25 protein-coding genes are annotated in these 23,562 nt (G+C 75.1%); 10 read left to right on the top strand and 15 right to left on the bottom strand.

All coding sequences use genetic code 11. The features are described 5' to 3' along the window. Nucleotides 1-480: 480 nt before the first annotated feature. Nucleotides 481-780: a hypothetical protein gene (locus ND486_RS01775; protein WP_251782446.1), complete on the bottom strand. Its 300-nt coding sequence runs from the start codon at nucleotides 778-780 to the stop codon at nucleotides 481-483. Between the two features lie 185 nt (nucleotides 781-965). On the opposite strand from ND486_RS01775, the gene ND486_RS28750 reads away from it, so the two are divergent. The 5 genes from ND486_RS28750 to ND486_RS01755 all read left to right on the top strand — a co-directional run bounded on the left by ND486_RS28750 (nucleotide 966) and on the right by ND486_RS01755 (nucleotide 5,410). Beyond that, the gene (locus tag ND486_RS28750; protein WP_285898058.1) at nucleotides 966-1,094 is read left to right on the top strand and encodes a hypothetical protein; all 129 of its coding nucleotides are present in this window, start codon (nucleotides 966-968) and stop codon (nucleotides 1,092-1,094) included. Between the two features lie 2 nt (nucleotides 1,095-1,096). Then, complete coding sequence (locus tag ND486_RS01770; protein ID WP_251782445.1) at nucleotides 1,097-1,768, top strand: class I SAM-dependent methyltransferase; 672 nt, start codon at nucleotides 1,097-1,099, stop codon at nucleotides 1,766-1,768. 4 nt (nucleotides 1,769-1,772) lie between these two features. After that, nucleotides 1,773-2,792: a site-specific integrase gene (locus tag ND486_RS01765; protein ID WP_208820836.1), complete on the top strand. Its 1,020-nt coding sequence runs from the start codon at nucleotides 1,773-1,775 to the stop codon at nucleotides 2,790-2,792. A gap of 2 nt (nucleotides 2,793-2,794) precedes the next feature. After that, entirely contained in the window at nucleotides 2,795-3,757 is a 963-nt protein-coding gene (gene pip, locus ND486_RS01760) for a prolyl aminopeptidase (protein WP_251782444.1), read from the top strand. 546 nt (nucleotides 3,758-4,303) lie between these two features. Next, nucleotides 4,304-5,410 carry an MsnO8 family LLM class oxidoreductase gene (locus ND486_RS01755; protein ID WP_308215804.1) on the top strand — a complete coding sequence of 369 codons (1,107 nt, stop codon included), beginning with the start codon at nucleotides 4,304-4,306 and terminating at the stop codon, nucleotides 5,408-5,410. A gap of 18 nt (nucleotides 5,411-5,428) precedes the next feature. Here ND486_RS01755 and ND486_RS01750 read toward each other — a convergent pair whose 3' ends face one another. Continuing rightward, on the bottom strand, nucleotides 5,429-6,994 hold the full coding sequence (locus ND486_RS01750) for a sodium:alanine symporter family protein (RefSeq protein ID WP_251782443.1): 1,566 nt from the start codon (nucleotides 6,992-6,994) through the stop codon (nucleotides 5,429-5,431). Nucleotides 6,995-7,136: 142 nt separating this feature from the next. Between ND486_RS01750 and ND486_RS01745 the strand changes: the two genes are divergently transcribed. Continuing rightward, nucleotides 7,137-7,775, top strand: coding sequence for a class I SAM-dependent methyltransferase (locus ND486_RS01745; RefSeq protein WP_251782442.1), 639 nt, complete (start codon nucleotides 7,137-7,139; stop codon nucleotides 7,773-7,775). On the opposite strand, the gene ND486_RS01740 is transcribed toward ND486_RS01745, so the two are convergent. The 8 genes from ND486_RS01740 to ND486_RS01705 all read right to left on the bottom strand — a co-directional run bounded on the left by ND486_RS01740 (nucleotide 7,776) and on the right by ND486_RS01705 (nucleotide 14,541). After that, nucleotides 7,776-8,822 carry a ferrochelatase gene (locus ND486_RS01740; RefSeq protein ID WP_251782441.1) on the bottom strand — a complete coding sequence of 349 codons (1,047 nt, stop codon included), beginning with the start codon at nucleotides 8,820-8,822 and terminating at the stop codon, nucleotides 7,776-7,778. A gap of 52 nt (nucleotides 8,823-8,874) precedes the next feature. Continuing rightward, nucleotides 8,875-9,651: an enoyl-ACP reductase FabI gene (gene fabI, locus ND486_RS01735; RefSeq protein ID WP_251782982.1), complete on the bottom strand. Its 777-nt coding sequence runs from the start codon at nucleotides 9,649-9,651 to the stop codon at nucleotides 8,875-8,877. Between the two features lie 71 nt (nucleotides 9,652-9,722). Further along, the gene (gene fabG / locus ND486_RS01730) at nucleotides 9,723-10,433 is read right to left on the bottom strand and encodes a 3-oxoacyl-ACP reductase FabG (protein WP_208820828.1); all 711 of its coding nucleotides are present in this window, start codon (nucleotides 10,431-10,433) and stop codon (nucleotides 9,723-9,725) included. A 52-nt stretch (nucleotides 10,434-10,485) separates the two neighbouring features. Next, nucleotides 10,486-11,475 carry a VWA domain-containing protein gene (locus ND486_RS01725; RefSeq protein ID WP_251782440.1) on the bottom strand — a complete coding sequence of 330 codons (990 nt, stop codon included), beginning with the start codon at nucleotides 11,473-11,475 and terminating at the stop codon, nucleotides 10,486-10,488. Next, complete coding sequence (locus ND486_RS01720; RefSeq protein ID WP_226357256.1) at nucleotides 11,472-12,386, bottom strand: DUF58 domain-containing protein; 915 nt, start codon at nucleotides 12,384-12,386, stop codon at nucleotides 11,472-11,474. The genes ND486_RS01725 and ND486_RS01720 overlap by 4 nt, the downstream gene beginning before the upstream one ends. Next, entirely contained in the window at nucleotides 12,383-13,459 is a 1,077-nt protein-coding gene (locus ND486_RS01715; protein ID WP_251782439.1) for a MoxR family ATPase, read from the bottom strand. Before ND486_RS01715 ends, ND486_RS01720 begins: the two co-directional genes overlap by 4 nt. After that, complete coding sequence (locus tag ND486_RS01710; RefSeq protein ID WP_251782438.1) at nucleotides 13,456-13,749, bottom strand: hypothetical protein; 294 nt, start codon at nucleotides 13,747-13,749, stop codon at nucleotides 13,456-13,458. The genes ND486_RS01715 and ND486_RS01710 overlap by 4 nt, the downstream gene beginning before the upstream one ends. A gap of 39 nt (nucleotides 13,750-13,788) precedes the next feature. Then, complete coding sequence (locus ND486_RS01705) at nucleotides 13,789-14,541, bottom strand: sulfite exporter TauE/SafE family protein (protein ID WP_251782437.1); 753 nt, start codon at nucleotides 14,539-14,541, stop codon at nucleotides 13,789-13,791. A 106-nt stretch (nucleotides 14,542-14,647) separates the two neighbouring features. Here ND486_RS01705 and ND486_RS01700 point away from each other — a divergent pair, with 106 nt between their 5' ends. After that, nucleotides 14,648-15,307 (top strand): TetR/AcrR family transcriptional regulator, encoded by a 660-nt coding sequence (locus ND486_RS01700; protein WP_251782436.1) that lies wholly within the window; start codon nucleotides 14,648-14,650, stop codon nucleotides 15,305-15,307. On the opposite strand, the gene ND486_RS01695 is transcribed toward ND486_RS01700, so the two are convergent. Next, the gene (locus tag ND486_RS01695; protein WP_251782435.1) at nucleotides 15,308-16,918 is read right to left on the bottom strand and encodes an ATP-binding cassette domain-containing protein; all 1,611 of its coding nucleotides are present in this window, start codon (nucleotides 16,916-16,918) and stop codon (nucleotides 15,308-15,310) included. It lies immediately after the preceding gene. 234 nt (nucleotides 16,919-17,152) lie between these two features. Here ND486_RS01695 and ND486_RS01690 point away from each other — a divergent pair, with 234 nt between their 5' ends. Then, a complete protein-coding gene (locus ND486_RS01690) occupies nucleotides 17,153-17,551 on the top strand; it encodes a VOC family protein (protein ID WP_208827007.1) in 399 nt (132 codons plus the stop codon). 59 nt (nucleotides 17,552-17,610) lie between these two features. Here ND486_RS01690 and ND486_RS01685 read toward each other — a convergent pair whose 3' ends face one another. Continuing rightward, complete coding sequence (locus ND486_RS01685) at nucleotides 17,611-19,041, bottom strand: HNH endonuclease signature motif containing protein (RefSeq protein ID WP_251782434.1); 1,431 nt, start codon at nucleotides 19,039-19,041, stop codon at nucleotides 17,611-17,613. 53 nt (nucleotides 19,042-19,094) lie between these two features. On the opposite strand from ND486_RS01685, the gene ND486_RS01680 reads away from it, so the two are divergent. Next, nucleotides 19,095-19,628: a hypothetical protein gene (locus ND486_RS01680; RefSeq protein ID WP_251782433.1), complete on the top strand. Its 534-nt coding sequence runs from the start codon at nucleotides 19,095-19,097 to the stop codon at nucleotides 19,626-19,628. Nucleotide 19,629: 1 nt separating this feature from the next. Here the strand turns inward: ND486_RS01680 and ND486_RS01675 are convergent, their stop codons facing one another. Both ND486_RS01675 and ND486_RS01670 read right to left on the bottom strand, forming a co-directional pair. After that, entirely contained in the window at nucleotides 19,630-20,025 is a 396-nt protein-coding gene (locus tag ND486_RS01675; protein ID WP_251782432.1) for a VOC family protein, read from the bottom strand. Beyond that, nucleotides 20,022-20,918: an EamA family transporter gene (locus ND486_RS01670; protein WP_251782431.1), complete on the bottom strand. Its 897-nt coding sequence runs from the start codon at nucleotides 20,916-20,918 to the stop codon at nucleotides 20,022-20,024. The genes ND486_RS01675 and ND486_RS01670 overlap by 4 nt, the downstream gene beginning before the upstream one ends. A 72-nt stretch (nucleotides 20,919-20,990) precedes the next feature. Here ND486_RS01670 and ND486_RS01665 point away from each other — a divergent pair, with 72 nt between their 5' ends. After that, the gene (locus ND486_RS01665; RefSeq protein WP_224402348.1) at nucleotides 20,991-21,899 is read left to right on the top strand and encodes a LysR family transcriptional regulator; all 909 of its coding nucleotides are present in this window, start codon (nucleotides 20,991-20,993) and stop codon (nucleotides 21,897-21,899) included. Here the strand turns inward: ND486_RS01665 and ND486_RS29495 are convergent. Further along, entirely contained in the window at nucleotides 21,883-23,250 is a 1,368-nt protein-coding gene (locus ND486_RS29495; protein WP_251782430.1) for a C40 family peptidase, read from the bottom strand. The genes ND486_RS01665 and ND486_RS29495 overlap by 17 nt on opposite strands. Nucleotides 23,251-23,562: the final 312 nt, after the last annotated feature.

Below are 23,562 nucleotides of genomic sequence, written 5' to 3'. Positions count from 1 at the left end.
CCCCCGACGTAGGGCTGCCACCCGGGCCCGGAGCTGCCGGTACGACGGGGGCCGGTCGAGGAAGTCCCCGAACACGAGGGACCCCGCCCGGTCCCCCGTCGTCGGGCAGGCCGTGCGGCTCGACGAGTACGAGCGACTCGACGAGCGCGGGCGTGGCCGCCGCGGCCGCGACGGCGATGCCGCCACCCCGGCGGTGCGCCACGACCCGGCACCGCCCGACCCGCTCGACCGGCGCCGTGACCGCCCCGATCGCGAGCGGTGTCGTGTCGTCCACCGCGGGACCTGCTGACGGGCCGACGCCTCCAGCGCCTCGGCCGGGAGGCAGGCAGCGCCCGGAGACGCCGTCCGGGCGCGACCCGATCGACCTTCACGTCGAACACGCTCCGGCCCGTGCGGTTGTCGACGCGGCGACGAGGAGACCCGGGGACACGATCCCCCTCGAGAACGTGTCCCCGGCACCGCGTCGCAGGCGGGATTGCGTCAGTCCCAGTAGTGGTAGTAGGCGGTGTACGTCGGCTCGGCCTGCGACGCCGGGTTGCCGTTCGAGGCGCAGACGTACTTCCCCCCAACCGGGGTCGCAGTGAAGGAAGCGATCGCCGACTCGCATGCCGATCTGCTCTGGAACGTGCCCGCGGACGTGATGTGCTCGCCGGCCTGAGCCACGCCGACACCGGCGAAGCCGAGCGCGCCGATGCTCGCCACGGATGCGACGGCGAGGGTCGCCATCCGACGGATGGACTGCCTTCTGTTCACCACGAGATCCTCCTCATTGCTGGACATCGGTGTCGGCTGCCGCCATCCCATCGGGTCCTGCGGCAGTGCTGCGGATCCTCGGGCATCGGTGTCGGGAGCCCTCCCAGGTCGTCCCGCCACGCCGCCGCCGTGAACGGTCGAGCGTGGCCGCGCGGCCCCGGGCCCCGATCACCGGCGATAGCCTGGCCGGGGAGCGGGCGGGAGGAGCGGCGATGGGCAGGTCACCGTGGTTCGGGCCGAAGCGGGTCGGGTGGGGACTGCGCCCGCAGACCCGGCAGGGCCGGGTGCTGACGGCGGCGTTGGCCGCCGCACTGCTCCTCGTCGCCGCGGTCGTGCACTGACCGTGCCCCCGGTCCCGCGCCCCGCCGACCTCGACGCCGTCCGCGACTCCTACGACCGCGTCGCCGACAACTACGTCGACATGGTCGTCACCACCGGCCTCGGTGACGTCCGCACCCACCCCTGGCTCCGGGCCGCCATGGACACCTTCGCCGACGCCGTCGCGGGCCGCGGGCCGGTCCTCGACGTCGGCTGCGGGCCGGGGCAGGTCACCGCCCACCTCGTGGAGCGCGGTGTCGACGCGTCCGGGATGGACCTCTCCCCCGCCATGGTCGCCCACGCCCGGCGGCTGTACCCGCACTGCCGGTTCTCGGTCGGCTCGGCCACCGAGCTCGCGGTCCCCGACGCCTCGCTCGCCGGGGTCCTGGGCTGGTGGTCGCTGTTCCACCTGCCCCGCGACGTCCTGCCGCACGTCCTGGCCTCCTTCACCCGCGCCCTCGCCCCCGGCGGGCGGCTGATCCTGGCGACCCACGTCGGCGACGGCGAGCTCGAACGCACCGAGTGCTACGGCGGCGTGCCCGTCCGCTGGACCACCCACCTGTGGCGGCCCGAGCAGCTGCGCGACCTCCTCGGGCGGGCCGGGCTGCACCCCGAGGCCGAGCTCCTCCTGCACCCCGACGAACGGACCGGCCCGGGCGTGGTGATCGTGGCGCGGGCACCGGGACCGGCAGGATGACCCCGTGACCGACCCCGCCCCCACCGGCGTCCCCGGCGCCGAGCTGCTCGCGCCGCAGGTGGACCTCCCACTGACCGAGCAGGAGGCCGCCTACGTCGCGGCCGCCCGGTCGGCCAACACCCGTCGCGGCTACGCCTCGGACTGGCGGGAGTTCAGCGGCTGGTGCGCCCGGCACGGGCACGAGGCGCTGCCCGCCGCCCCCGAGGCGCTGTCCGGCTACATCACCGAGCTCGCCGGGGCCGGGGCGAAGGTCGGGACCATCAGCCGCCGGCTGTCCTCGATCCGGTTCGTGCACGTCATGCGCGACCTGCCCGACCCCACCGACGCCCGCCGCGTCACCGCCGTCTGGGAAGGCATCCGCCGCACCCACGGTGCCCCGCCGGTCCAGGCCCGGCCGCTGATGCCCCCCGACCTCGACGACGTCGTCGACGCCTGCCCCACCACCCGCAGCTACGCGACCCGCCCGGGTGAGGACGACCTCGCCGGCCTGCGCGACCGGGCCCTGCTGCTGGTCGGGTTCTTCTCCGCGCTGCGCCGCTCCGAGCTGGCCGCGCTCACCGTCGCCGACGTCGCCGACCACCCGCGCGGCCGCGTCCTGTCGATCCCCCGGTCCAAGACCAACCCGTACGGCACCGAGCCCGAGCTCGTCGTCCTCCCGCACGCGCACCGGGCCGCGCGCTGCCCGGTCACCGCGCTGCGGACCTGGCTCGATGCAGCCGGGATCACCGAGGGCCCGGTGCTGCGCAAGGTCACCCGCGGCAACCGGGTGACCGACCGGCCGCTGCACCCGGAGTCGGTCAACGAGATCGTCCAGCGCGCGGTGGCCCGGGCCGACATCGGCCCCGGCCCCTGGTCGGCGCACTCCCTGCGCGCGGGCCACGTCACCTACGCCCACCAGCGCGGCGCCTCCGACCGGGCCATCGCCCACCAGACCCGGCACCGCTCCCTGGCCACCGTCGGCGCCTACATCCGCATCGACAACGCGTGGGAGGACAACTCCGCCGCCCTGCTGGCAGGTCTGTAGCCGTGCCCCTCCACCCGCCGATCGAGCCCTACGACGCCGGCACCCTCACCACCGACGACGGCCAGACCCTCCACTGGGAGACCTGCGGCAACCCCGACGGGCGGCCCGCGCTGGACCTGCACGGCGGTCCCGGTTCGGGCGCCTCGGCCGGGGCCCGCCGGTACTACGACCCCGAGCGGTACCGGATCGTGCTGCTCGACCAGCGCGGCTGCGGCCGCAGCAGGCCGCTCGCCTCCGACCCCGCCGTCGACCTGGGGCGCACCCAGACCACACAGCTGCTCGTCGACGACATCGAGCGGCTCCGCGAGCTGCTGGCCGTCCCCTCCTGGGTCGTGCGGGGCGGCTCCTGGGGCAGCACCCTCGCCCTCGCCTACGCCCAGGCCCACCCGCGGCGCGTCGACGCGCTCGTCCTCGCCGCGGTCACCACGACGACCGAGCGGGAGGTCCGCTGGATCACCGAGGACATGCGCCGGATCTTCCCCGCCGCGTGGGACCGCTTCGCCGGCGCCGTGCCCGCCCACCTGCGTGGCATCCGCCTCGTGGACGCCTACGCGACCCTGCTCGCCGACCCCGACCCGGCCGTACGTGAGGACGCCGCCCGCGAGTGGTGCCGCTGGGAGGACACCCACGTCTCCCTCGCACCGGGCCACCGGCCGAGCCGACGCTACGAGGACCCGGCGTTCCGGCTCGTCTTCGCCCGGCTGGTCACGCACTACTGGCGGCACGCCGCGTTCCTCCCCCACGACGCCCTGCTCCGCGGCGTGACCCGGCTCGCCGGGATCCCCGGGACCCTGGTCCACGGCCGGTACGACGTCTCCGGCCCTCCGGACATCGCCTGGGACCTGCACCGGCGCTGGCCGGGCAGCGAGCTGCGGATCATCGACGACGCCGGGCACGGCGGCGCCGGGGCGTTCACCGACGCCGTCGTCGACGCGCTCGACCGGGCCGCCGACCGACCCCGCTGACCCGGGGGCCGCACCGCACACCGGTCGCCGGCCCGGGCCACCGGACCTCCCCGGCCGGCGCCGGCTTCCTCCGGTCCTGGCGGTTCGGTTGTCGTTGTTTCGTCGACGATTCGCTGGCGTCAATGCTTCATTGACAAAGAAGGGCTACGACGTAGGAGTCGCCGGCAGCCCCTTGTCCGCACGCCGCCCGGACCTCGCCCCCGTCCTGGACGCGACCGGCGCGAGAACCCGTCCACCCCGGCGGCCCGCCCACGTGTCCTGTCGACGCACGGGCACGGGGCGTCGACGACCGTGGCCGGGCCGGGGAGCCGAGGCCGGACCGCCCCCGGCCTCGCACCGGCCCGGACCGCCTGGTGATCCGCACCGGCCGGGGTACCGCCGGCACGACCGGCCCGGCCACGGTCGTTCCGGCCGACAGCGCGAGCCGGCCTCCCCTCCCCCGGCTCCGCGGCCGGCGGGTGTCGCCGCTCGGTTGACCGCGCGTAGGCGTCAATGATTCCTTGACAACGTGAGTCCCGGCGCTCCGGCTCCCGGCGCGTTGACCCCCTGCCCGCGGCGGCTCTAGATTCGGACGAGCCCCGGTGCCGACTCCGTGCACCCCGCCTGTCGCAGGAGTGCACCCTGTCCACGATCCCGCTGTCGTGCCTGGACCTGAACCCGGTCCGGCCCGGCGGAACCGCCACCGACGTCGTCTCCGACGCGATCGTGCTCGCACGCCAGGCCGAGTCGCTCGGCATGCTGCGCTACTGGGTCGGCGAGCACCACCTCAACCCGGTGCTCGGGTCGACCAGCCCGATGGTGCTGCTCTCGCACCTCGCGGCCCGGACCGAGCGCATCCGGCTGGGCGTCGCCGCCACCCTGGTCGCCTACCACCCGCCGCTGCGCCTGGCCGAGGACGCGACGCTGCTGTCCGCCCTGTCCGGTGGCCGCACCGACCTCGGGCTGGGCCGGTCGGTCGCCGCCCGCACGCCACGCACCGTCGGGTTCGACCACGACCGCCCGCACGTCGAGGCCCGGCTGCTCGAACGCGGCCTGGGCACCTTCAGCGGGCGCTGCGACCAGCTCCTGCGCCTGCTCGCAGGCAAGGAGCCGGGACTGCAGGGCACGCCGGTCGACCTGCTCGACGCCGTGACCCCGCAGGTATGGGTGCATGCAGCGGGCGCGGGCGAGAGCGCCGAGTACGCCGCGCGCAACGGGCTGCCGATGGGCGTCGCCTACTTCTCCCGGCCGACCACCGTGCTCGAGGCGATCGACCTGTACCGCGAGCGGTTCGTACCGGGCCCCTACCGGGACCGCCCGCACGTCGCGATCGCGGTGTCGGCGCTGGCCGCGGACACCGAGGACGAGGCCGCCGCACTGGGCTCCGGCTACGACGTCTGGCTGCGCGGGCTCGCCCTCGACGCCGGCGCGCACCACTACCCCACCGCCGACGAGCGGGCCGGCCTCCCCCCGCTGGACCCGGACGAGCAGGTCGCGCTGGACGACCGCCTGCGGACCCGCGTCGTCGGCCGGGCGGACGCGGTGGCGAGCCGGCTCGCCGCGATCGTCGAGGCCGCGGAGGCCGACGAGCTCGTCGTCGAGACCGTCGCCCCCACCCTCGACGACCGCCTGCGGTCCTACGAGCTGCTCGCCCGGGCGTGGGCCCGGATCTGACCGGGCCCACGCGACGGGTCAGAGCATCGCCCGCTCGGACGGTTCCACCTCGGTGACCTCGCCGGAGGCGAGCTTCGCGCGGAACGCCCGGACCTCCTTCTTGACCACCGGGGCCAGCACGTAGAGGCCCAGGATGTTGAAGAAGGCGAGCAGGAAGAGCACCGCGTCGGCGAAGTCGAGCACGCTGCCCAGGGTCAGCACCGAGCCGACGACCACGAAGAAGCAGAAGACCGTCTGGTAGACGCGCTCGGACACCACGTTCTTGCCGAACAGGTAGGTCCAGGCCTTCTGCCCGTAGTAGCCCCACGTGATGATCGTGGAGACGGCGAACAGGAACACCGCGACCGCGAGCACGTAGGGGAACCACGGCAGCACCGTGGCGAACGCGTCGGAGGTGATGAGCACGCCGTCTGCCACGTCGGAGCCGCCGCTGGCGAAGGCGGTCGCCTGGGCCTGCTGCCAGAAGGGCGTACCGGCGATCACGATGGTCAGCGCGGTCATCGTGCAGATGACCACGGTGTCGACGAACGGCTCGATCAGGGCCACGTACCCCTCGGTGGCCGGGTTCCTCGTCCGCACCGCCGAGTGCGCGATCGGCGAGGAGCCCAGGCCCGCCTCGTTCGAGAAGGCCGCCCGCTGGAAACCGACGATCATGGCGCCGAGCGCACCGCCCACCACGCCCTCGGCGGAGAACGCTCCCGAGAGGATGAGCCCGAACGCCGTCGGGACCTGCGCGATGTTCACGGCGATCACGACGAGGCAGGCGGTCACGTAGACGATCGCCATCGCCGGGACGAGACGACCCGTGACCGCACCGACGGACTTGATGCCCCCGAACACGACCGCCCCGACGAGCGCGGCCAGAAGCAGACCGAAGACGAACGCGGCGCCGCCGCTGCCGAGCAGACCGGTCTCGCCCCCGGTGACGTTGCGGAGCTGGGCGAAGGTCTGGTTGGCCTGGAACATGTTCCCGCCGGCGACGCCGAAGAAGAGGATCATCACCGCCGCACCGGCGGCCAGGACCTTGCCCAGGCCGCGGCCGAACGCGTTGGGGATGCGCTCGGCGACACCGATCCGCAGGTAGTGCATCGGACCGCCGGACACGGTGCCGTCGGGGTGCACTTCGCGGTACTTCACGCCGAGGGTGCACTCGACGAACTTGGTGGCCATGCTGAGCAGCCCGGCGACGATCATCCAGAACGTCGCGCCGGGACCACCGATCGTGACCGCCACACCGACGCCGGCGATGTTGCCCAGACCGACGGTGCCCGACAACGCGGAGGCCAGGGCCTGGAAGTGGGTGATCTCCCCCGGCTCGTCGCGCCGGGTGTAGCGGCCACGGACGATCCGCAGGGCGAGCCCGATGCTGCGGAACTGGACGAACCCGAAGTAGAGGGTGAACAGCACCCCGGCCAGGATCAGCCAGCCCACGATCAGCGGGAAGTCCGCTCCGAGGACGGTCACCTCGTAGAAGACGATGTTCGACAGCCCGGTCGAGATCGGGTCGAACACCGAGTTGATGGACAGCTCGATGCCCTCGAGCACGCCGGGTTGCGGCGGTGCCGTGGTCGGTACGGAGGTCATGGGGCGGAACTTCACCCCATGTGGACACGAACCACAAGAATACGGACAAACGGTTACCGGATCGTCGATCTCGGCCGGGACCTTGACCTCGACCGAGGTGGAGGTCGGATGCTCCCGGGACGTCCCCCGAGAGGAGCATCCGATGGAGCTGACCCCGCCCGTCTCCCTGTTCGACCAGGCCTACCGCGACGGCGACCCGCCCTGGGTGATCGACGAGCCGCAGCCGGCGGTCGTCGCACTCGTCGGCTCGGGAGCGGTCACCGGCACCGTCCTCGACCCGGGTTGCGGCACCGGCGAGCACACGATCCTGCTCGCCGGGCTCGGGTACGACGTGCTCGGCGCCGACGCGGCCCCGACCGCGGTCCGGCGGGCCCGGGAGCGGGCCGCGGCCGCGGGCGTGGACGCCCGGTTCGTCGTCGCCGACGCGCTCGCCCCGGACGGCCTCGGCCCGTTCGACACGGTGGTGGACAGTGCCCTGTTCCACCTGTTCGACCCCGGTGACCAGGCCCGCTACGCCCGCGCGCTGGCCGGGGTCGTGCGTCCCGGCGGCGTGGTGCACGTGCTCGCCCTGGCCCGGACCGGCGCCGTCGCCGAGTTCGGCCCGGTGATCGACGCGGCCGACATCCGGGCCGCGTTCACCGGACCGGACTGGACGGTGGAGACCGTCGGACCGGCGTCCTACCGGGGGATCGTGACCGCCGGCCTGGCCGGGTCCTACGGCGAGCCGGCCGGGACCAGGGTCGAGGTCCCCGCCCATCTGGCCCGGGTGCGGCGGCGCTGATCAGCTCGGCCGGGCGGGCCGCCGCTGCGGCACGCAGCAGTCGACCGCGCAGGGCGCTCCGTTGCGGGTGCACCCGGCGGACGGGCCGGTGCCCAGCCGCCGGGCGGGTACGCCGTCGGAGTGCTCCCGCACGAGCTCGACCACCATGTCGGCGAAGCGTGGGTCGGGTCCGGCGGTGGCGGCGCGGGCGAAGCCCATGCCGTGCTCGGCGGCACGCTCGGCCGCCTCGTTGTCGAGGTCCCACACGACCTCGACGTGGTCGGACACGAACCCGACCGGCGCGACGACGACCGCGGGCACACCCTTGGCGTGCAGGTCGTCGATGTGGTTGACGATGTCGGGCTCCAGCCACGGCACCTGGGGCGGACCGGAGCGGGACTGCCAGACGACGTCGAACTCGTCGACGCCCACCTCGGCGGCGACCAGCGCCGCGGCCTCGGCGACCTGGCGGGAGTAGCGGTGCCCGCCGTCGGCCGGGGTCCCGGCGGCCGCGTCGGCCGAGGTCGGGATGGAGTGCGCGGTGAACACCAGCCGTGCCGCCTCGCGACGGTCCTCGGGCAGCTGTGCCCACGCGGTCCGCACGGCGTCGGCGTTGGCGCGCACGAAGTCCGGGTGGTCGTAGAAGTGGCGCAGCTTGACCAGCTCGGGGGCCGCGTCGCCGACCGCGTCCCGGGCCCGGGAGATGTCCTCGTGGTACTGGCGGCAGGCGGAGTAGCCGCCGTAGGCGCTGGTCGCGAACACCAACGCCCGCGCGACGCCGTCCTCGGCCATCTCGCGCACGGTGTCCTCGGCGAAGGGCCCCCAGTTGCGGTTGCCGAAGTACACCGGCAGCTCGGTGCGCGCGGCGATCGCCGCGACCAGCTCGCGGTTGCGGGCGTTGATCGGCGAGACCCCGCCGAAGTGCTGGTAGTGCTCCTCGACGGCATCGAGGCGCTCCGGCGGGACCCCGCGCCCCCGGGTCACGTTCTCCAGGAACGGGCGAACCTCGTCGGGGGCCTCGGGGCCGCCGAAGCTGAGCAGCAGAATCGCGTCGAACTGTTCGGGCACGACCCCGATTATCGACCCCGGCCCGCGCCGACGCGCGCGGGCCGGTAGCGGCTCACACGCCGACGGCGTGCACCCCGCCGTCGGCCATGATCATCGAACCGGTGGTGGTCGGCATCCAGTCCGACAGCGCGGCGCACACGGTCTTGGCGACCGGCACCGGGTCGTTCATGTCCCAGCCGAGCGGGGCGCGCTTGTCCCACACGTCCTCGAACGCGGAGAAGCCCGGGATCGACTTGGCGGCCATCGTCTTCACCGGGCCGGCGGCGACCAGGTTGACCCGGATGCCGTCGCGGCCCAGGTCGCGGGCCAGGTATCGGGTGACCGACTCCAGCGCGGACTTCGCGACGCCCATCCAGTCGTAGGCGGGCCACGCCTGCCGGTTGTCGAAGTCCATGCCGACGATCGAGCTGCCCGGGCCGAGCAGCGGCTTGCACGCCATCGCCAGGGACTTCAACGAGTACGCCGACACCTGGATCGTGGTGGCGACGTCCTCCCACTGCGCGTTGAGGAACGCGCCCTCGCCGAGCGCGCCGGGCGGGGCGAACCCGATGGAGTGCAGCACGCCGTCGAGGCGCGGCTCGTCGCCCAGGTGCGGGGTGATCCGCTCGACGAGCGAGTCCAGCTGCTCCTGGTCCGACACGTCCAGCTCGACGACCGGTGCGGGCTTCGGCAGCCGCATCGCGATCCGCTCGACCAGCCGCATCCGGCCGAAACCGGTGAGCACGACGTCGGCGCCCTGCTCCTGGGCGATCTTGGCGGAGTGGAAGGCCAGCGAGGCGTCGGTGATCACACCGGTGATCAGCAGCCGCTTGCCGTCGAGCAGTCCCATGACGTCCTTTCGAGAGTTCTGCATGCCCGGGCCGGTGGGCACGGTGCCGATGTCCGCTCCGCGGACCTCGCTCAGTGCCCCATGCCCAGGCCGCCGTCGACCGGGACGACCGCTCCGGTGACGTAACCGGCGCCGGGCGAGGCGAGGAAGGCGACGACCGAGGCGATCTCGCCGGTGTCGGCGTAGCGGGAGAGCGGGATGGTCCCCAGGATCTCCTCGCGCCGCTTCTCGGGCAGCGCACGGGTCATGTCGGTGTCGACGAACCCGGGAGCGACCACGTTCGCGGTGATGCCGCGGCTGCCCAGCTCGCGGGCGACCGAGCGGGCCAGGCCGACGAGCCCGGACTTCGAGGCGGCGTAGTTGACCTGCCCGGCCGAGCCGGAGAGGCCCACGACCGACGATACGAAGATCATCCGGCCCTTCTTGGCCTTCAGCATCCCGCGCGAGGCCCGCTTCGCGACCCGGTAGGCCGCGGTGAGGTTGGCGTCGACGACCTTGGTGAAGGACTCCTCGGCCATCCGCATGAGCAGGCCGTCGTCGGTGATGCCGGCGTTGGACACCAGCACCTCGACCGGGCCGTGCGCGGCCTCGACCTCGGTGAACGCGGCGTCGACGGACTCGGCGTCGGTGACGTCGCAGTGCACCGGCAACAGCCCGTCGGGGATGTCGTCCTTCCCGGAGCGGTAGGTCACCGCCACCTGGTCGCCCTCCGCCGCGAACGCCTGTGCGATCGCCAGGCCGATGCCGCGGTTTCCTCCGGTCACGAGCACGCTACGTCCCACGGGGGGTGAACCTAACGCACTACCGGCCGGTACCCGCGAGCGGAGATCACCCTCACGGCAGTCGCCTGCCCAGCAGGATGCCCGCGCCGAGCCCGCCGATCAGGAGCACGAACCCGCCGATCATCCAGGGCCTGCTCGCGTCGACCTCGCGTTCCTCGTAGCCGAGCTCCTCGGACAGGTCGGAGTAGACCGCGCGCAGCTCGGACTCGGTGGCGGCGGTGAAGAACCGGCCGCCCGAGAGCTGCGCGATGCGCTCCATGGAGGCGTCGTCGACGGCGACGGGGGTGCGCCCGCCGTCGAGCTCGATCGTGCCGTAGCTGGTGCCGAAGGAGATCGTGGACACCGGGACGCCCCGGTTCTTCGCCTCGGCGGCCGCGGTGAACGAGCCGCGCGGCTCGTTCTCCCCGTCCGGTCCCGGGACGGTCTGGGTGCCGTCGGAGAGCAGCACGATCCGCGCCGGTGGCGGCACGCCCGCCGCGTCCGGGCCGCCCTGCAGCGAGCGGGAGAAGGTGTCGATCGACTGCATCGCCGTGAAGATCGCCTCACCGGTCGCTGTGGACTCGGCGAGCTGCAGGTTGTCGACGCCGTTCTTGACCGCGCTGCGGTCGGTCGTGGGCGAGACGAGCACCGCCGCCGTCCCGGCGAAGGACACCAGCCCCAGGTTGACGCCGGGGGTCAGCTGGTCGGCGAACTGCTTGGCCGCGGCCTGCGCGGCGGCGAGCCGGGTCGGGGCGACGTCGGTGGCCTTCATCGACAGCGACACGTCGATCACCAGCATCACCGTGGCCCGGTTGCGCGGCACCTTCGCCATGGCCTGCGGCCCGGCGAGCGCCACGGTGAGCACCGCCAGCGCCGCGATCAGCGCGATCGCCGGGAGGTGCCGCCACCGGCCCGGCCGCTTCGGGGCGACCGACTCCAGCAGCTCCAGGTTGGTGAACCGCACGACGTCGCGACGGCGCCGCCGCAGCAGCCACCCGTAGGCCGCCGCGAGCGCGGCGACGACGAGCAACCCGAGCAGCCACCAGGGGGCGGTGAACGTCACGCGAGCCTCCGCGGAGCAGCGGCGTGCTTGCGGGCGACGGCGAACCGCACGATGTCGGCCACCCAGTCGGTGTCGGTGCGCAGGGTCAGGTGCCCGGCCCCGCAGCGGCGCAGCGCGGTGGCCACCCGGTCGCGGTGCTCGGAGGCGGCGGCCGCGAACTCGCGGCGCAGCAGCGGCGTGGTGTCGACCTCGCGCTGGCGCCCGGTCTCGGGGTCGGCGAGCACGACGGTCCCGACGTCGGGCAGCTCCAGCTCCCGCGGGTCGACGACCTCGATCGCGAGCAGCTCGTGGCGGGCCGAGAGCGCCCGCAGGGACCGCTCCCAGGTGGGCTCGCCGAGGAAGTCCGACACCACGACGACCAGCCCGCGCCGGCGCGGCGGGCGGCGCAGCTCGTCGAGCGCACCGGACAGGTCGCCCCGGGTGCCCTCGGGTGCCGGCGGCATCGTCGCGACCCGGCGGACCAGGCCGCGGGCGTGCGCCAGGCCGCCGCGGGCGGGCAGCCGCAGCGTCGACTCCCCGTTCGCGACGACGGCGCCGAGCCGGTTCCCGCCGCCGGTCGTCAGCTGGGCGACCGCGGTGAGCCCGGCCAGCGCCAGGTGCCGCTTGTCGGTGCGGGCGGTGCCGTAGTCGATGCTGCGCGACAGGTCGACCACCGCCCAGGTCTCCAGCTCGCGGTCGGCGACGGTCTCGCGCACGTGCGGCGCGGTGGTGCGGGCGGTGACCGACCAGTCCATCCGGCGGACGTCGTCACCGGGCTGGTAGGGCCGCGCGTCACCGGGCTCGGTGCCGGGCCCGGGCAGCAGGCCGATGTGGTTGCCCTGGAGCAGCCCGTCCAGCCGGCGCCGGACGGTGAGCTCCAGGGTCCGCAGGGAGGCCTCGAGCCGGACGAGGTCGGCGGACCCCGCCGTCACGCCGGGCCCTGGCCGGCACCCGGTGCGGGCGGCCACGCCGTCGACGCGCCCTCGGGCCCTCCCCCGGGCCGGGCGCTGACCTGCGGCAACGGCACGGTCTGCAGGACCCGGGTGACGATGTGGTCGACCGGCACCTGGTCGGCGATCGCGTCGTAGGACAGCACCAGGCGGTGGCGCAGCACGTCCGGGGCGACCTCCAGCACGTCCTGCGGGAGGACGTAGTCCCGGCCGCGGACCAGGGCCAGCGCGCGGGCGGCGGACACGATGCCGAGCGACGCACGCGGCGAGGCGCCGTAGGCGATCCAGGACGCGACGTCGGACAGGCCGTGCTCGGACGGCAGCCGGGTCGCGACGACCAGCCGCACGACGTAGTCGACCAGGGCGTGGTGCACGAACACGTCCGCCGCGGTGCGCTGCAGCCGGACCAGCTCCTCGGGGGTGAGGACCTGGGAGGGCACCGGCGGGGTGGACCCCATCCGGTAGATGATCTCCCGTTCCTCCTCGACGCCCGGGTACTCGATGATCAGCTTGAACAGGAAGCGGTCGCGCTGCGCCTCGGGCAGGGGGTAGACGCCCTCGTTCTCGATCGGGTTCTGGGTGGCGAGCACGAGGAACGGGTCGGGCATCGGGTGGTCGCGGCCGGCGAGGGAGAGCTTGCGCTCGGCCATCACCTCGAGCATCGCCGACTGCACCTTGGCCGGCGCACGGTTGATCTCGTCGGCGAGCACGAAGTTCGCGACGACCGGACCGAGCTCGACGTCGAACTCCTCGCGGCCCTGCCGGTAGATGCGGGTGCCGAGGATGTCGGCGGGCACCAGGTCGGGGGTGAACTGCAGCCGGGAGAAGCTGCCGCCCACGACCGTCGCGAACGTCTCCACGGCGAGGGTCTTCGCGACGCCGGGGACGCCCTCCAGCAGCAGGTGCCCCTTCGCGAGGAGCCCCACCAGCATGCGCTCGACGAGGCGGTCCTGGCCGACGATCACCCGCTTCACCTCGAGCACCGCACGCTCGAGCCGCTCGGCGTCGCGGGCGGGGGTGATCGGGTCCGGACCGGTCGAGGCAGTCGTGCTCACGGTCCCATCCCACCGTGTCGGCCGTGTGGATCCGGTGAGGCGTGCGGCTCCATGCCGCCGGACCCGCCGACGGCGGGGTCCTGCGCGGTGAACCGGATCGTCATCGCCAGGTAGTCGCGCAGCGACACGGTCCGCGGCGCGGCCCGGTGCCGGGTCCAGACCGTGTTCGCCCGGGCCGGGGTCAGGTCGTGGGCGTGCGCGACGACGGCCCGCGCCTCGGCCGGACCGATCTCGCGACCGGCCAGCGCGGCGAGGGCCACGGCCAGCTCGGCGGCGCGGTCGTCGTCCACGACCCCAGGAGAGCAGACACCCCCGACAGTTCCGGGCGCTCACTCCACCAGCAGGAACACGATCGCCACGACCCCGATCACGACGATCACGGTCCGCAGCACCGCGGGCGGCAGCCTGCGGCCGACCTTCGCACCGAGCAGCCCGCCGACGATCGAACTGACCGCGATGATGCCGACGACCGTCCAGTCGACCGGCGCGACGACGGCGTAGATCGCCCCGGCGACGATGTTCACGACCGAGGCGAGGGTGTTCTTGAAGGCGTTGAGCCGCTGGAGCGGGTCCGCGACGAGCAACCCCATCACCCCGACCAGCATGATCCCCTGGGCGGCGGTGAAGTAGCCGCCGTAGACGCCCACCAGGAACACCAGCACGTAGAGCACCGGCGAGCCGGTCCGGTCCGGACGCGGGCGGTCGCGCAGCCGGCGGGCCAGCAGGGGCTGCACGGCGACCAGCAGCACCGAGATGCCGACCAGGACCGGCACGATCGTCTCGAACGCGTCCGGCGGCAGCGACAGCAGAAGCGCCGCACCGACCACGGCCCCCAGGAACGACGCGACGCCGTACTTCGCCAGGCGGCGACCGTGCCCGGCCCACTCCTTGCGGTAGCCGACGGCGCCGGTGATCGAGCCGGTGATCAGCCCGATGGCGTTCGACGTCGTCGCCGTCACCGGGGGGAAGCCCAGCGCCACGAGCACCGGGAAGGTCACCAGCGTCCCCGACCCGACGACGGTGTTGATCAACCCCGCCCAGAGCCCGGCCAGCGCGATGACCCCGACCTCCCACAACTCCATCGGGACACCCTACGAACCGGACACCGGCACTCCTCCCGGCGCGGCACGCGTAGGGCTTACGCAGCGTGCGTAGGCCTCCCTACGGCGTGCGTGACATGATCGACGCGTGACCGCCGCCGACGACCCCCGATGGGCCGCTCCCCCGGCCCCGGTGCGCCGGACGCTGGACCGCGGGTCGATCGTCGCCACGGCGCTGCACCTCGCCGACGCCGACGGGCTGGCCGCGGTGTCGATGCCGCGGCTGGCCCGCGAGCTGGGGTCCGCGCCGATGTCGCTGTACCGGCACGTGCCCGGCAAGGACGCGCTGGTCGACCTCGTCCTGGACCTCGCACTGGGCGAGCCGCCGGACCTGTCGGGCTGCGGGCTGCGGCTGGGCTGCGAGATCTGGGCGGCCGCCCTGCGCGACGTGCTCGACGAGCACCCGTGGACCGTCGGGCTGCTCGCCGGTCCCCGCGCCACCGGCCCCGCCGAGTGCGCGTGGTCGGAGGCCCTGCTGGCGCACGTCGTCGGCGCGGGGCACCCGCTGCACGCGGCCGTCGAGGTGCTGCACCTGCTGCACGGCTACGTCCGGGGCGCGGCGGCCCTGGCCGGGGACCGCCTGCCCACCCTCGACGACGTCCGCCGCTCCGGCCGGGCGGAGCGCCTGCCGGTGCTGTCCCGGCTGCTCGGCGGCGCCGTCGTGCGCGGGCCCGGCGGCGGTGAGCCGCTGTTCGACTCCGGGCTGCGCCGCACCCTCGACGCCGTCGAGGCCGGGCTCCGGCCCTGATCACCCGGCCGGGTCGAGCTCCAGCCGGGGCCAGTCGGCCAGGTCGCGCAGCAGCTGCCAGTCGTGGGTGGCGACGACGACGGCCGCCGAGGTGTCCCGGACCATCGCGGTGAGCTCGTCCACGAGCCGCGCGGACAGGTGGTTGGTCGGCTCGTCGAGCAGCAGCGTCGTCGGGCGCTCCGCCAGGGCGCGGGCCAGGTCGAGCCGGCGCCGCTGGCCCTCCGACAGCCGACCCACCGGGGTCCGCAACGCCGCCGCGTCGAGCAGGCCGTGGGCGCCACCACCGACGTGCTCCAGCACGGCACGCGCGGGCCGCCGCGGGTCGAGCACCGCGGTCTCCTGCCCCAGCCGGACGACCCGGGCGCCGCCCGCGGTGCGCACCGACCCGGCGTCCGGAGCGAGCGCCCCGGCCAGCACGGCGAGCAGCGTCGACTTCCCGGCCCCGTTCGGGCCGGTCACGAGCAGCCGGTCGCCCGCGTCGAGGACCAGGTCGACCGGACGGGCGAGCCGGCCCCGCACACCGACCCCGTGCGCGCGCAGCTGGGGCGCGCCGGGGCGCACGTCGAGGTCGGGACGGCGCAGCGACGACGGCGGTACCGGGACGTCGATCCGGTGCGCGTCGAGCTCGCCCCGGCGCCGGTGCAGCGCCTGCACCACCCCCGGGGCCCGGGACTGGCGGGCGTGCTTGCCGGTCCCCTTGTCCGGACGCCAGCCGGTCGAGAGCCGGTCCCGCGCGGTGGCGACGGCGTCGGCGAGGCGGCGGTGCTCGGCCTGCTGTTCGGCGTGCTCGGCCTCCCAGGCGGCGCGGGCCCGGTCCCGCGCGGTCCGCCAGCCGTCGTAGCCGCCCGCGGTGAGCCGGGGCGCGCCGTCGCGGGTCGGGTCGAGGTCGCAGAACTCGTCGGCGACGTCGCGCAGCAGGGCCCGGTCGTGGCTGACCACGGCGAGCCCGCCCGGGTGGGCGCGCAGGGTGCGGGTCAGGAAGTCGAGCCCGGCGGCGTCGAGGTGGTTGGTGGGCTCGTCGAGGAGCAGGACGTCGTGGCGGGCACCGAGCAGGCACGCCAGCCGCACGCGGTGGCGCTGTCCCACCGACAGCGTCTCCAGTGGCCGGGTGCGGTCGGCGCAGGCGCCGAGCGCACCGAGGGCGACGTCGACGCGGCGTTCGGCGTCCCAGGCGTCGAGCCGGGTCGCGGTGTCCAGGGCGGCGGCGAACCGGTCGTCGGCGCCGGGCGCGCCGTCGGTGAGCGCCGCGGTCGCCGCGTCCAGCTCGCGCAGCGCCGTCCGCGGGGCGGCGAGCGACTCCGCGGTCAGGGTGCCGACGGTCTCGCCGTCGCGGGCGGGCACCTCCTGGCGGGCCAGGGCGACGGTGCCGGCGCGGTGCACGACCCCGGCGTCCGGCGCGAGCAGGCCCGCGAGGACGTGCAGGAGCGTGGACTTGCCGCGCCCGTTCTCCCCGACGACGGCGAGCCGCGAGCGGGCGGAGACGGTCAGCGTCACGCCGGTGAGGACGCGGTGCGACCCGCGGGTGACGACGACGTCCTCGGCACGCACGTGGGCGGCCGCGCCGGCGTCGAGGGCGGGCAGGGGTGAGGACGGTTCGGGGGTGGTGTGCACGAGAGGGCTCCGCGGCATCCGAGATCGGAGCCGGGCAGCACGGGATGCGCCGCCCGGCGGGGACCGGGACGGCGGACGCGGTTCGGAAGGGGTGAAGGGCGCCGCCGTCAGCGGGCGGTGCGGACCTTCTGCGACCAGATGCCTCGTGCCATGGTGTCGAGCCTACCCACCGGCAGGTGTCCGTGTCGTCCGGTTTCGGACACGCCCCACCCGCCCCGTCCCACCGGAGGACCGATGCCCGCCCGCGCCCTGCCGTTCCTGACCTTCCAGCCGCCGCGTGGCCCGAGCGCGAGCGAGGCGATGGAGTTCTGGACCTCCCTGTTCGACGACGGCGAGATCGTCTCGGTCACCCACCGCCCCGACGACCCGACGGCGGTGGTCCTCGCCGAGTTCGTCGTCGCCGGGCAGCGCCTGCGGTGCAGCGACAGCCCGCCGGTGCACCAGTGGGACTTCTCCCCCGCCGTCTCGCTGTGGGTGGACTGCGAGTCCGGCGACGAGCAGGAGCGGCTGCTGGCGGCCCTCGCGACCGGTGGGCGGGAGTTCATGCCGCTCGACGACTACGGCTTCGGCCCCTTCGCCTGGGTCGAGGACCGCTTCGGCGTGTCCTGGCAGCTCGCCGCCCCGGCCGCCTGAGCAGCGGACACGGCCCGAGCGAGGCTCCGCCGGACCACCCTGCCCGTTCGGCACGGTGATCAGAAGGGCGCGACGACGGCGGTGTCGTGGTCGGCCGCGTCCGGCAGCGGGTCGGTGACGACCCGGTGGTCGAACGGCCGCGTCGTCGCCCGGCGGCCGCACGGTGCCACCCGGGTCAGGCTGCCGTCGGTCCCGGCGAGCACCTGCCGGCCCGGCGCGTCCTTCAACGCGTGGTCGGCCCGGCACAGCCCGAACAGGTTCTCCGCGCTGGTCGGCCCGTCCCCGGCCGCCCAGGGGCGGTGGTGGTCGAGGTCGCGGACCCGTCGGCTGCACGCGGGGCCGCGACAGGTGCAGTCCCGCGCCCGGACGTGGTCGGCCATCGCGACCGGCGGGCGGTAGCGGGTGCGTCCGACGTCGAGCACCGTGCCCGACAGCGGGTCGGTCACCAGCCGCTGCCACACACCGCCGGCGGCAAGGGCGCGGGCGAGGTCGGCGGGGATCGGGCCGTGCCCGACCAGCTCGGCCGGTGCCGCACCACCCATCAGCGTGCTGAGCGGGACGACGACCTGGATCAGCGGGCGGCGCCCCACCGCCTCCTCCGGGTCCGGCTTCGCGGCGAGCACCCGCGCGACCGCTGCGAGCCGGCCGTCCTCGTCGGTGCCCACCCCGTCCGCGCCGAGCGCGTCCCGGACCGTGCCGACGTCGGTGAGCGTCAGCGTGCCCTGCAGCAGCTGGTGGGCGAGGTCGACGCGCTTCTGGTCCAGGGTGCGGTCGTCGCACGGGTCGTCCAGGGAGCGCGCGAGCCGGTCGACGCACTGCCACGATGCCTCCACCTGCGCGGCGGTGCCGCCCCGCCAGAGCGAGCCCATGCCGTCGTCACCCGGGGAGAGCGACATCCGCCGCTCCGACCGGGCCCGCTCGTGGCGCTCGCGGGCGCCGTCCGGGTCGACGCGGGCGATGTGGCGGCGCAGCCTTTCCCGCAGCAACCGGCGGTGCGCCTCCGGAGCCCCCGGGAGGACCGCGGCCTGCACCCGGCGGGCGCGCTCGTCGTCGAGGACGAGTGTCGACGACGAGATCGCCTCGGCGGCGCCCTGGTCGATCGCCCCCGACTCCCACGCGGCCAGGGTCTCCGGCAGCACCTGGGCGAACCGCTGCGCCTGCCCGATCAGCGACCGCGCGTGGTCGCGCGGGACCCGCAGCACGATCGCCACCTGGTCCGGCAGCCAGCGCGAGACGGGCTGCACCGCACGCGGGTCCGCGCCCGGCGGCGCGGCGCCGCTCCCGGCCGGGTGGCGCTCCGCGATCTGCGCGACCGACCGCATCCGCAGGGCGGTCGAGCGCCGCACCCAGTGCTCGGCGCCCTCCAGGACGTCGAGCACCTGCAGGTCGGTGAGCCGATCGGTCGGGGCTCCGGCGACCAGGTACCGCAGCGCCTCCCGGGCGACGTCGTCGATCCCGCCGGAGGGGTCGGGCGGGGGGCTCGGGACCACATCTCGGCTGGACGGCGGAGGCGCGCGACCCCCGCACGCGCGAGGATGACCCCGTGCTCCGTCTCGCCGTCCCGCTGCTCGCCGCCCTGGCGCTCCTCGCCCCGACGGGCGCGACGGGTGCGGCGACCGCGGCGAGCGGGACGACGAGCCCGGCGGCCAGGGCCTCGTGCATCGCCGACCCACCCCGCTCCGCCCACGCGTTCACCGGCACCGTCGCCTCGACCTCCGCCGACGGCCGCGTCGCGCAGGTCCGTACCGACGACGGCCGCGACGTCCAGGTCGTCGGCTCCCCCACCCCCCGACCGAACACCGCGACCTCGGTCGACCGGTCGTACGCCACCGGGACCCGCTACGAGTTCCACCCGCTGAACCCGGCGAGCCCGTACGAGGACACCATCTGCACCGCCACCCACGAGGTCGCGGCCGCGCCCGCGACCTCGCCCGAGCCCCCGGCGACCACGGTGCCGACGGGCGCGTTCGTGACCGCCCTCGTCGCGCTCGGGGTCGTCGCCCTGGTCGGGACCGCGGCGGCGTTCCTCGTCCCGAGCCGCCGTCGCCGCAACCGCCGACGCCGCCGGCGCGCCTGACTCACGGCCCGGACAGCAGGTCCCACCGGTTCCCGGCGACGTCGCGGAACACCGCGACCGTGCCGTAGGCCTCCACCCGCGGCGGTCCCTCGAACTCCACCCCGAGCGCCACGAGCCGCTCGTACTCCGCGGCGGCGTCGTCGACCTCCAGGAAGTGCCCCACCCGCCCGGCGAACTGGTCACCGACGGCGGCCCGCTGCCGGTCGCCGTCGGCGCGGGCCAGGAGCAGGCCGGTGTCGGCGCCGGGCGGACGCACCACGACCCAGCGCTTCGCCGCCCCGGTCGTCGAGGTCGTCGCGGGCGAGTCCTCGACCAGCTCGAAGCCGAGCACGTCGACGAAGAAGGTGATCGCGGCGTCGTAGTCGTCGACCACGAGCGTCGTGTACCGCAGCCTCATACCCTCACCTCTACCCGACGCCGGGCCGGCGCGGACGCCACCAGCACCCCGCCGACCACCACCGCCCCCGCCACCAGCTCGGTCACCGACGGCCGCTCCCCGAGCAGCACCATCGCCAGGCTCATCCCGACCACCGGCACGAGCAGCGAGTGCGGCGCGACGAGCCCCGCCGGGTAGCGGCGCATCAGCCCGGTCCAGATCCCCGCGGCGAGCACCGTCGCGACCAGCGACAGGTACACGAGCGCGACCAGCCCGGCGACGCCGTCCGGGGTCACCATCGCGACGACGTCGCCCCAGGCGCCCGGACCCTCCACCACGGCCGAGGCGGCCAGCAGCGGCACCGGCGGCACGACGGTCATCCACAGCGTCAGGTGCAGCGGGTCGACCGCCTCGCCGTCGCGCTGGGCCAGGCGGCTGCACAGGTTCCCGGCCGCCCAGCCGAGCGCGCCGAGCAGGGTCAGCACGACCGGCAGCAGCGCCGCGGACTGGGCGCGGGCGAGGGCGATGCACCCCAGCCCGAGCACGGCGACGCCGATCCCGGCCCACTGCCGCGGCGTCACCCTCTCGCGCAGCAGCAGCGCGCCCAGCACGAGCGTGAACGGTCCCGACGCCTGCAGGACCAGCGACGCGAGCCCGGTCGGCATCCCGGCGTACATCCCCAGGAACAGGAAGAGGAACTGCACCGTGCCGAACCCGAGCCCGTAGCCGACGAGCCAGCGCAGCGGAACCCGCGGCCGCGGCACGAGGAGCACCGTCGGGACCGCCAGCACGAGCATCCGCAGCCCGGCCAGGAACAGCGGCTGGAAGTGCTCGAGCCCGACGTGGATGGCGATGAAGTTGGCGCCCCACAACACGGCGACGACGACGGCGAGCAGGCGGTCACGAACGGTCACGGCGTCCACGCTGCCGTCCCGAGACCATGCAGACCAGCGACAACAACTGAAACGATGTTGTAGCTTTCCTGCATGGACGTGCGGCGGCTCCGGATCCTGCGCGAGCTCGCCGACCGCGGCTCGGTCACCGCTGTCGCCGCGGCGCTGAACTTCACCCCGTCCGCGGTGTCCCAGCAGCTCAAGGCACTGTCCCGGGAGGCGGGCCTGGAGCTGACCGCACCGGACGGGCGCGGGCTGCGGCTCACCGCGGCCGGGCGGGCCGTCGTCGACGGGGCGCAGGAGGTGCTCGACGCGCTGGGCCGGCTGGAGGAGACCACCGCGGGCCTGCGCGAGCAGCCGCTGGGCACGGTCCGGGTCGTGTTCTTCCCGTCGGCGGCCCGGCTGCTGCTGCCCGGGCTGCTGCGCCGGGCGTCGGCCCACCCCGGGCTGGCGCTGTCCTGCCGTGACCTCGACCTGCGCCCGGAGGAGGTCCCGGCCGCCGCGGCCGACGCCGACGTCGTCGTCACCCACCACGACGAACGGCTCGACCCGTTGCGCACGGGCCGGCTCACCGTGCACCCGCTCCTGCGCGAGCCCCTCGACGTCGCCCTGCCCCCGGACCACCCGCTCGCCCACCGCGCCGAGGTGCACCTGTCCGACCTCGTCGACGCCGACTGGATCTCGGTCGCCGTCGGGTGGCCGGTCGACGACGTGCTCAACTCGCTCGCACTGGTCACCGGCACCGTGCCGCGGGTGGTGCAGCGGATCAACGACTTCTCGGTCACCGAGGAGCTCGTCGCGCACGGGCACGGCGTCGCGCTGCTGCCCCGCTACTCCACCGACCACCGCGACGGCGCCCGGCTCGCACTGCGCCCGCTCGCCGGGGTGCGGGCCGCCCGCCTGGTGCGGGCCGTGACCCGCGGTGCGGTGACCCGGCCCGCGGTGCGGCTGGTGCTCGACGAGCTGACCGGCGAGGCCGCGGCCGTCAGAGCAGCCGGGTGACCTTGTTCAGGCCGTCGTAGCGGACCGGGGTCACCCGGACACTCGCGCCCGAGTACGGGGCCTCGAGCATCTTCCCGTCGCCGAGGTAGATGGCGATGTGGTGGGTGCGACCGCCCTCGGCCCAGGACAGCATGTCCCCGCGCCGCATGTCCGAGATCGGCACCAGCCGGCCGGCGTTGGCCTGGTTGCCGCTGTAGCGGGGCAGGCTGATGCCGACCCCGGCGAAGGCGAACTGCATCAGACCGGAGCAGTCGAAGCCGACCTTGCGGAAGTCGCCGTGGGCGTCGGCGACGCCGCCGTCGCGGATCCCGCGGGTCGGTCCGCGCGAGTTGCCGCCGCCCCAGGCGTAGATGGTGCCGAGCTGGGCCATCGCCCGGTCGATCACGGTCTCGATCGCCGCCGACCCGGTGCGCCGCGGCGCGGGGCCGTCCGACGGCGCGGACTCCTGCGCGACCCGCGACGCCGCCTCCTCCCGTGCCCGCCGGTCGGCCTCGGCCTGGAGCCGGGCCTGCTCGGCCCGCCACGCCTCGTAGCGCTGACGCTGGGCGCGCAGCCCGGCGTCGGCGTTCTCGGCGGCGTCGAGCCGCGACTGCACGTCGGTGCGTTCGGTGTGCACCGCGTCGAGCCGGGTCTGCTGGGCGTCGGCGGCCGCGACGGCCTCGTCGACGGCGGAGTCGGCCGCCGCCGAGGCCTGCTCGGCGTCGGCGCGGCGCCGGTCGGCCTCCTCCTGCGCCGCGCGGGCGAGGGAGTCGGCGTTGGCCTGGGCGATGCGGGCCTGCTGGAGCTGCTCCAGGACCGCGGCCTGGTCCTCGCTGAGCGCGTCGGTGAGCCGGGCCCGGTCCATCAGGTCCTGCGGGTCGGTCGCCCGCGAGAGCAGCCCGAGCGGGCCCAGGTCGAGACCGTGGGTGTAGACGTCGCCGACGAAGGCGTCGATCCGGGTCCGGGCGTCGTCGACGGCGCGGCCCGCGGCCTCGGTCGCGGCGCGGGCGTCGGCGGCCCGGGCCGCGGCGGTCTCGGCCTCACGACCGGCGGCGTCGGCGGTGTCCCGGGCGGCGAGCGCCTCCTCGTTGCGCCCCGCGACCTCCATCTGCAGCTGCTCGGCCTGCGCGTCGAGCTCGGCGAGGCGGGCGGTGAGCCGGCCGACCTCGGCGGCCCGGTCCTGCACCGACTGGCGGCTGCGCTCCAGCTCGTCGTCGCCGGGGTTCGGCGGCGGCGGGGGCGGCGGCTGGGCCGGGAGCACCGCGGCGGCGGGCACGACGACGGTCGCGGCCGCGCCCACCCCGGGCGAGGCCAGCGCGACCGCGACGAGCACGGCCACCACGACGAGGGTCGCCGACGGCTGGCGCGTCACGGGGAGGTTCCTTCCGGGGGGCGGGCGGGATCGACGGGGAATCGACTGGGAACAGTGCCACTCGTGTCCCCCGAACCCCGTGCGACACACCGGACCCGTCCACCGCACGAGGGACACCACACCTGTGACGGCACCGCGACCCCGGCCACACCCGCCTCGCCAGGCTTATAGGACAGGCGTACTATTTGCGTCACGAGGGTCCGCGCTGCTGCCGGCACGGCGGTGCGCGAGACTCCGGCACGACGCAGGTGAGCACCCCCGGCCCGCGAGGCGGGGCGCGTTCACCGCACCGGACAAAGCGACCGCCCACCA

It is taken from the genome of Pseudonocardia sp. DR1-2 (assembly GCF_023717215.1).
GTDB classification, from domain to species: Bacteria; Actinomycetota; Actinomycetes; order Mycobacteriales; family Pseudonocardiaceae; genus Pseudonocardia; species Pseudonocardia alni.
This window is presented reverse-complemented; position numbering and strand designations above follow the sequence as displayed.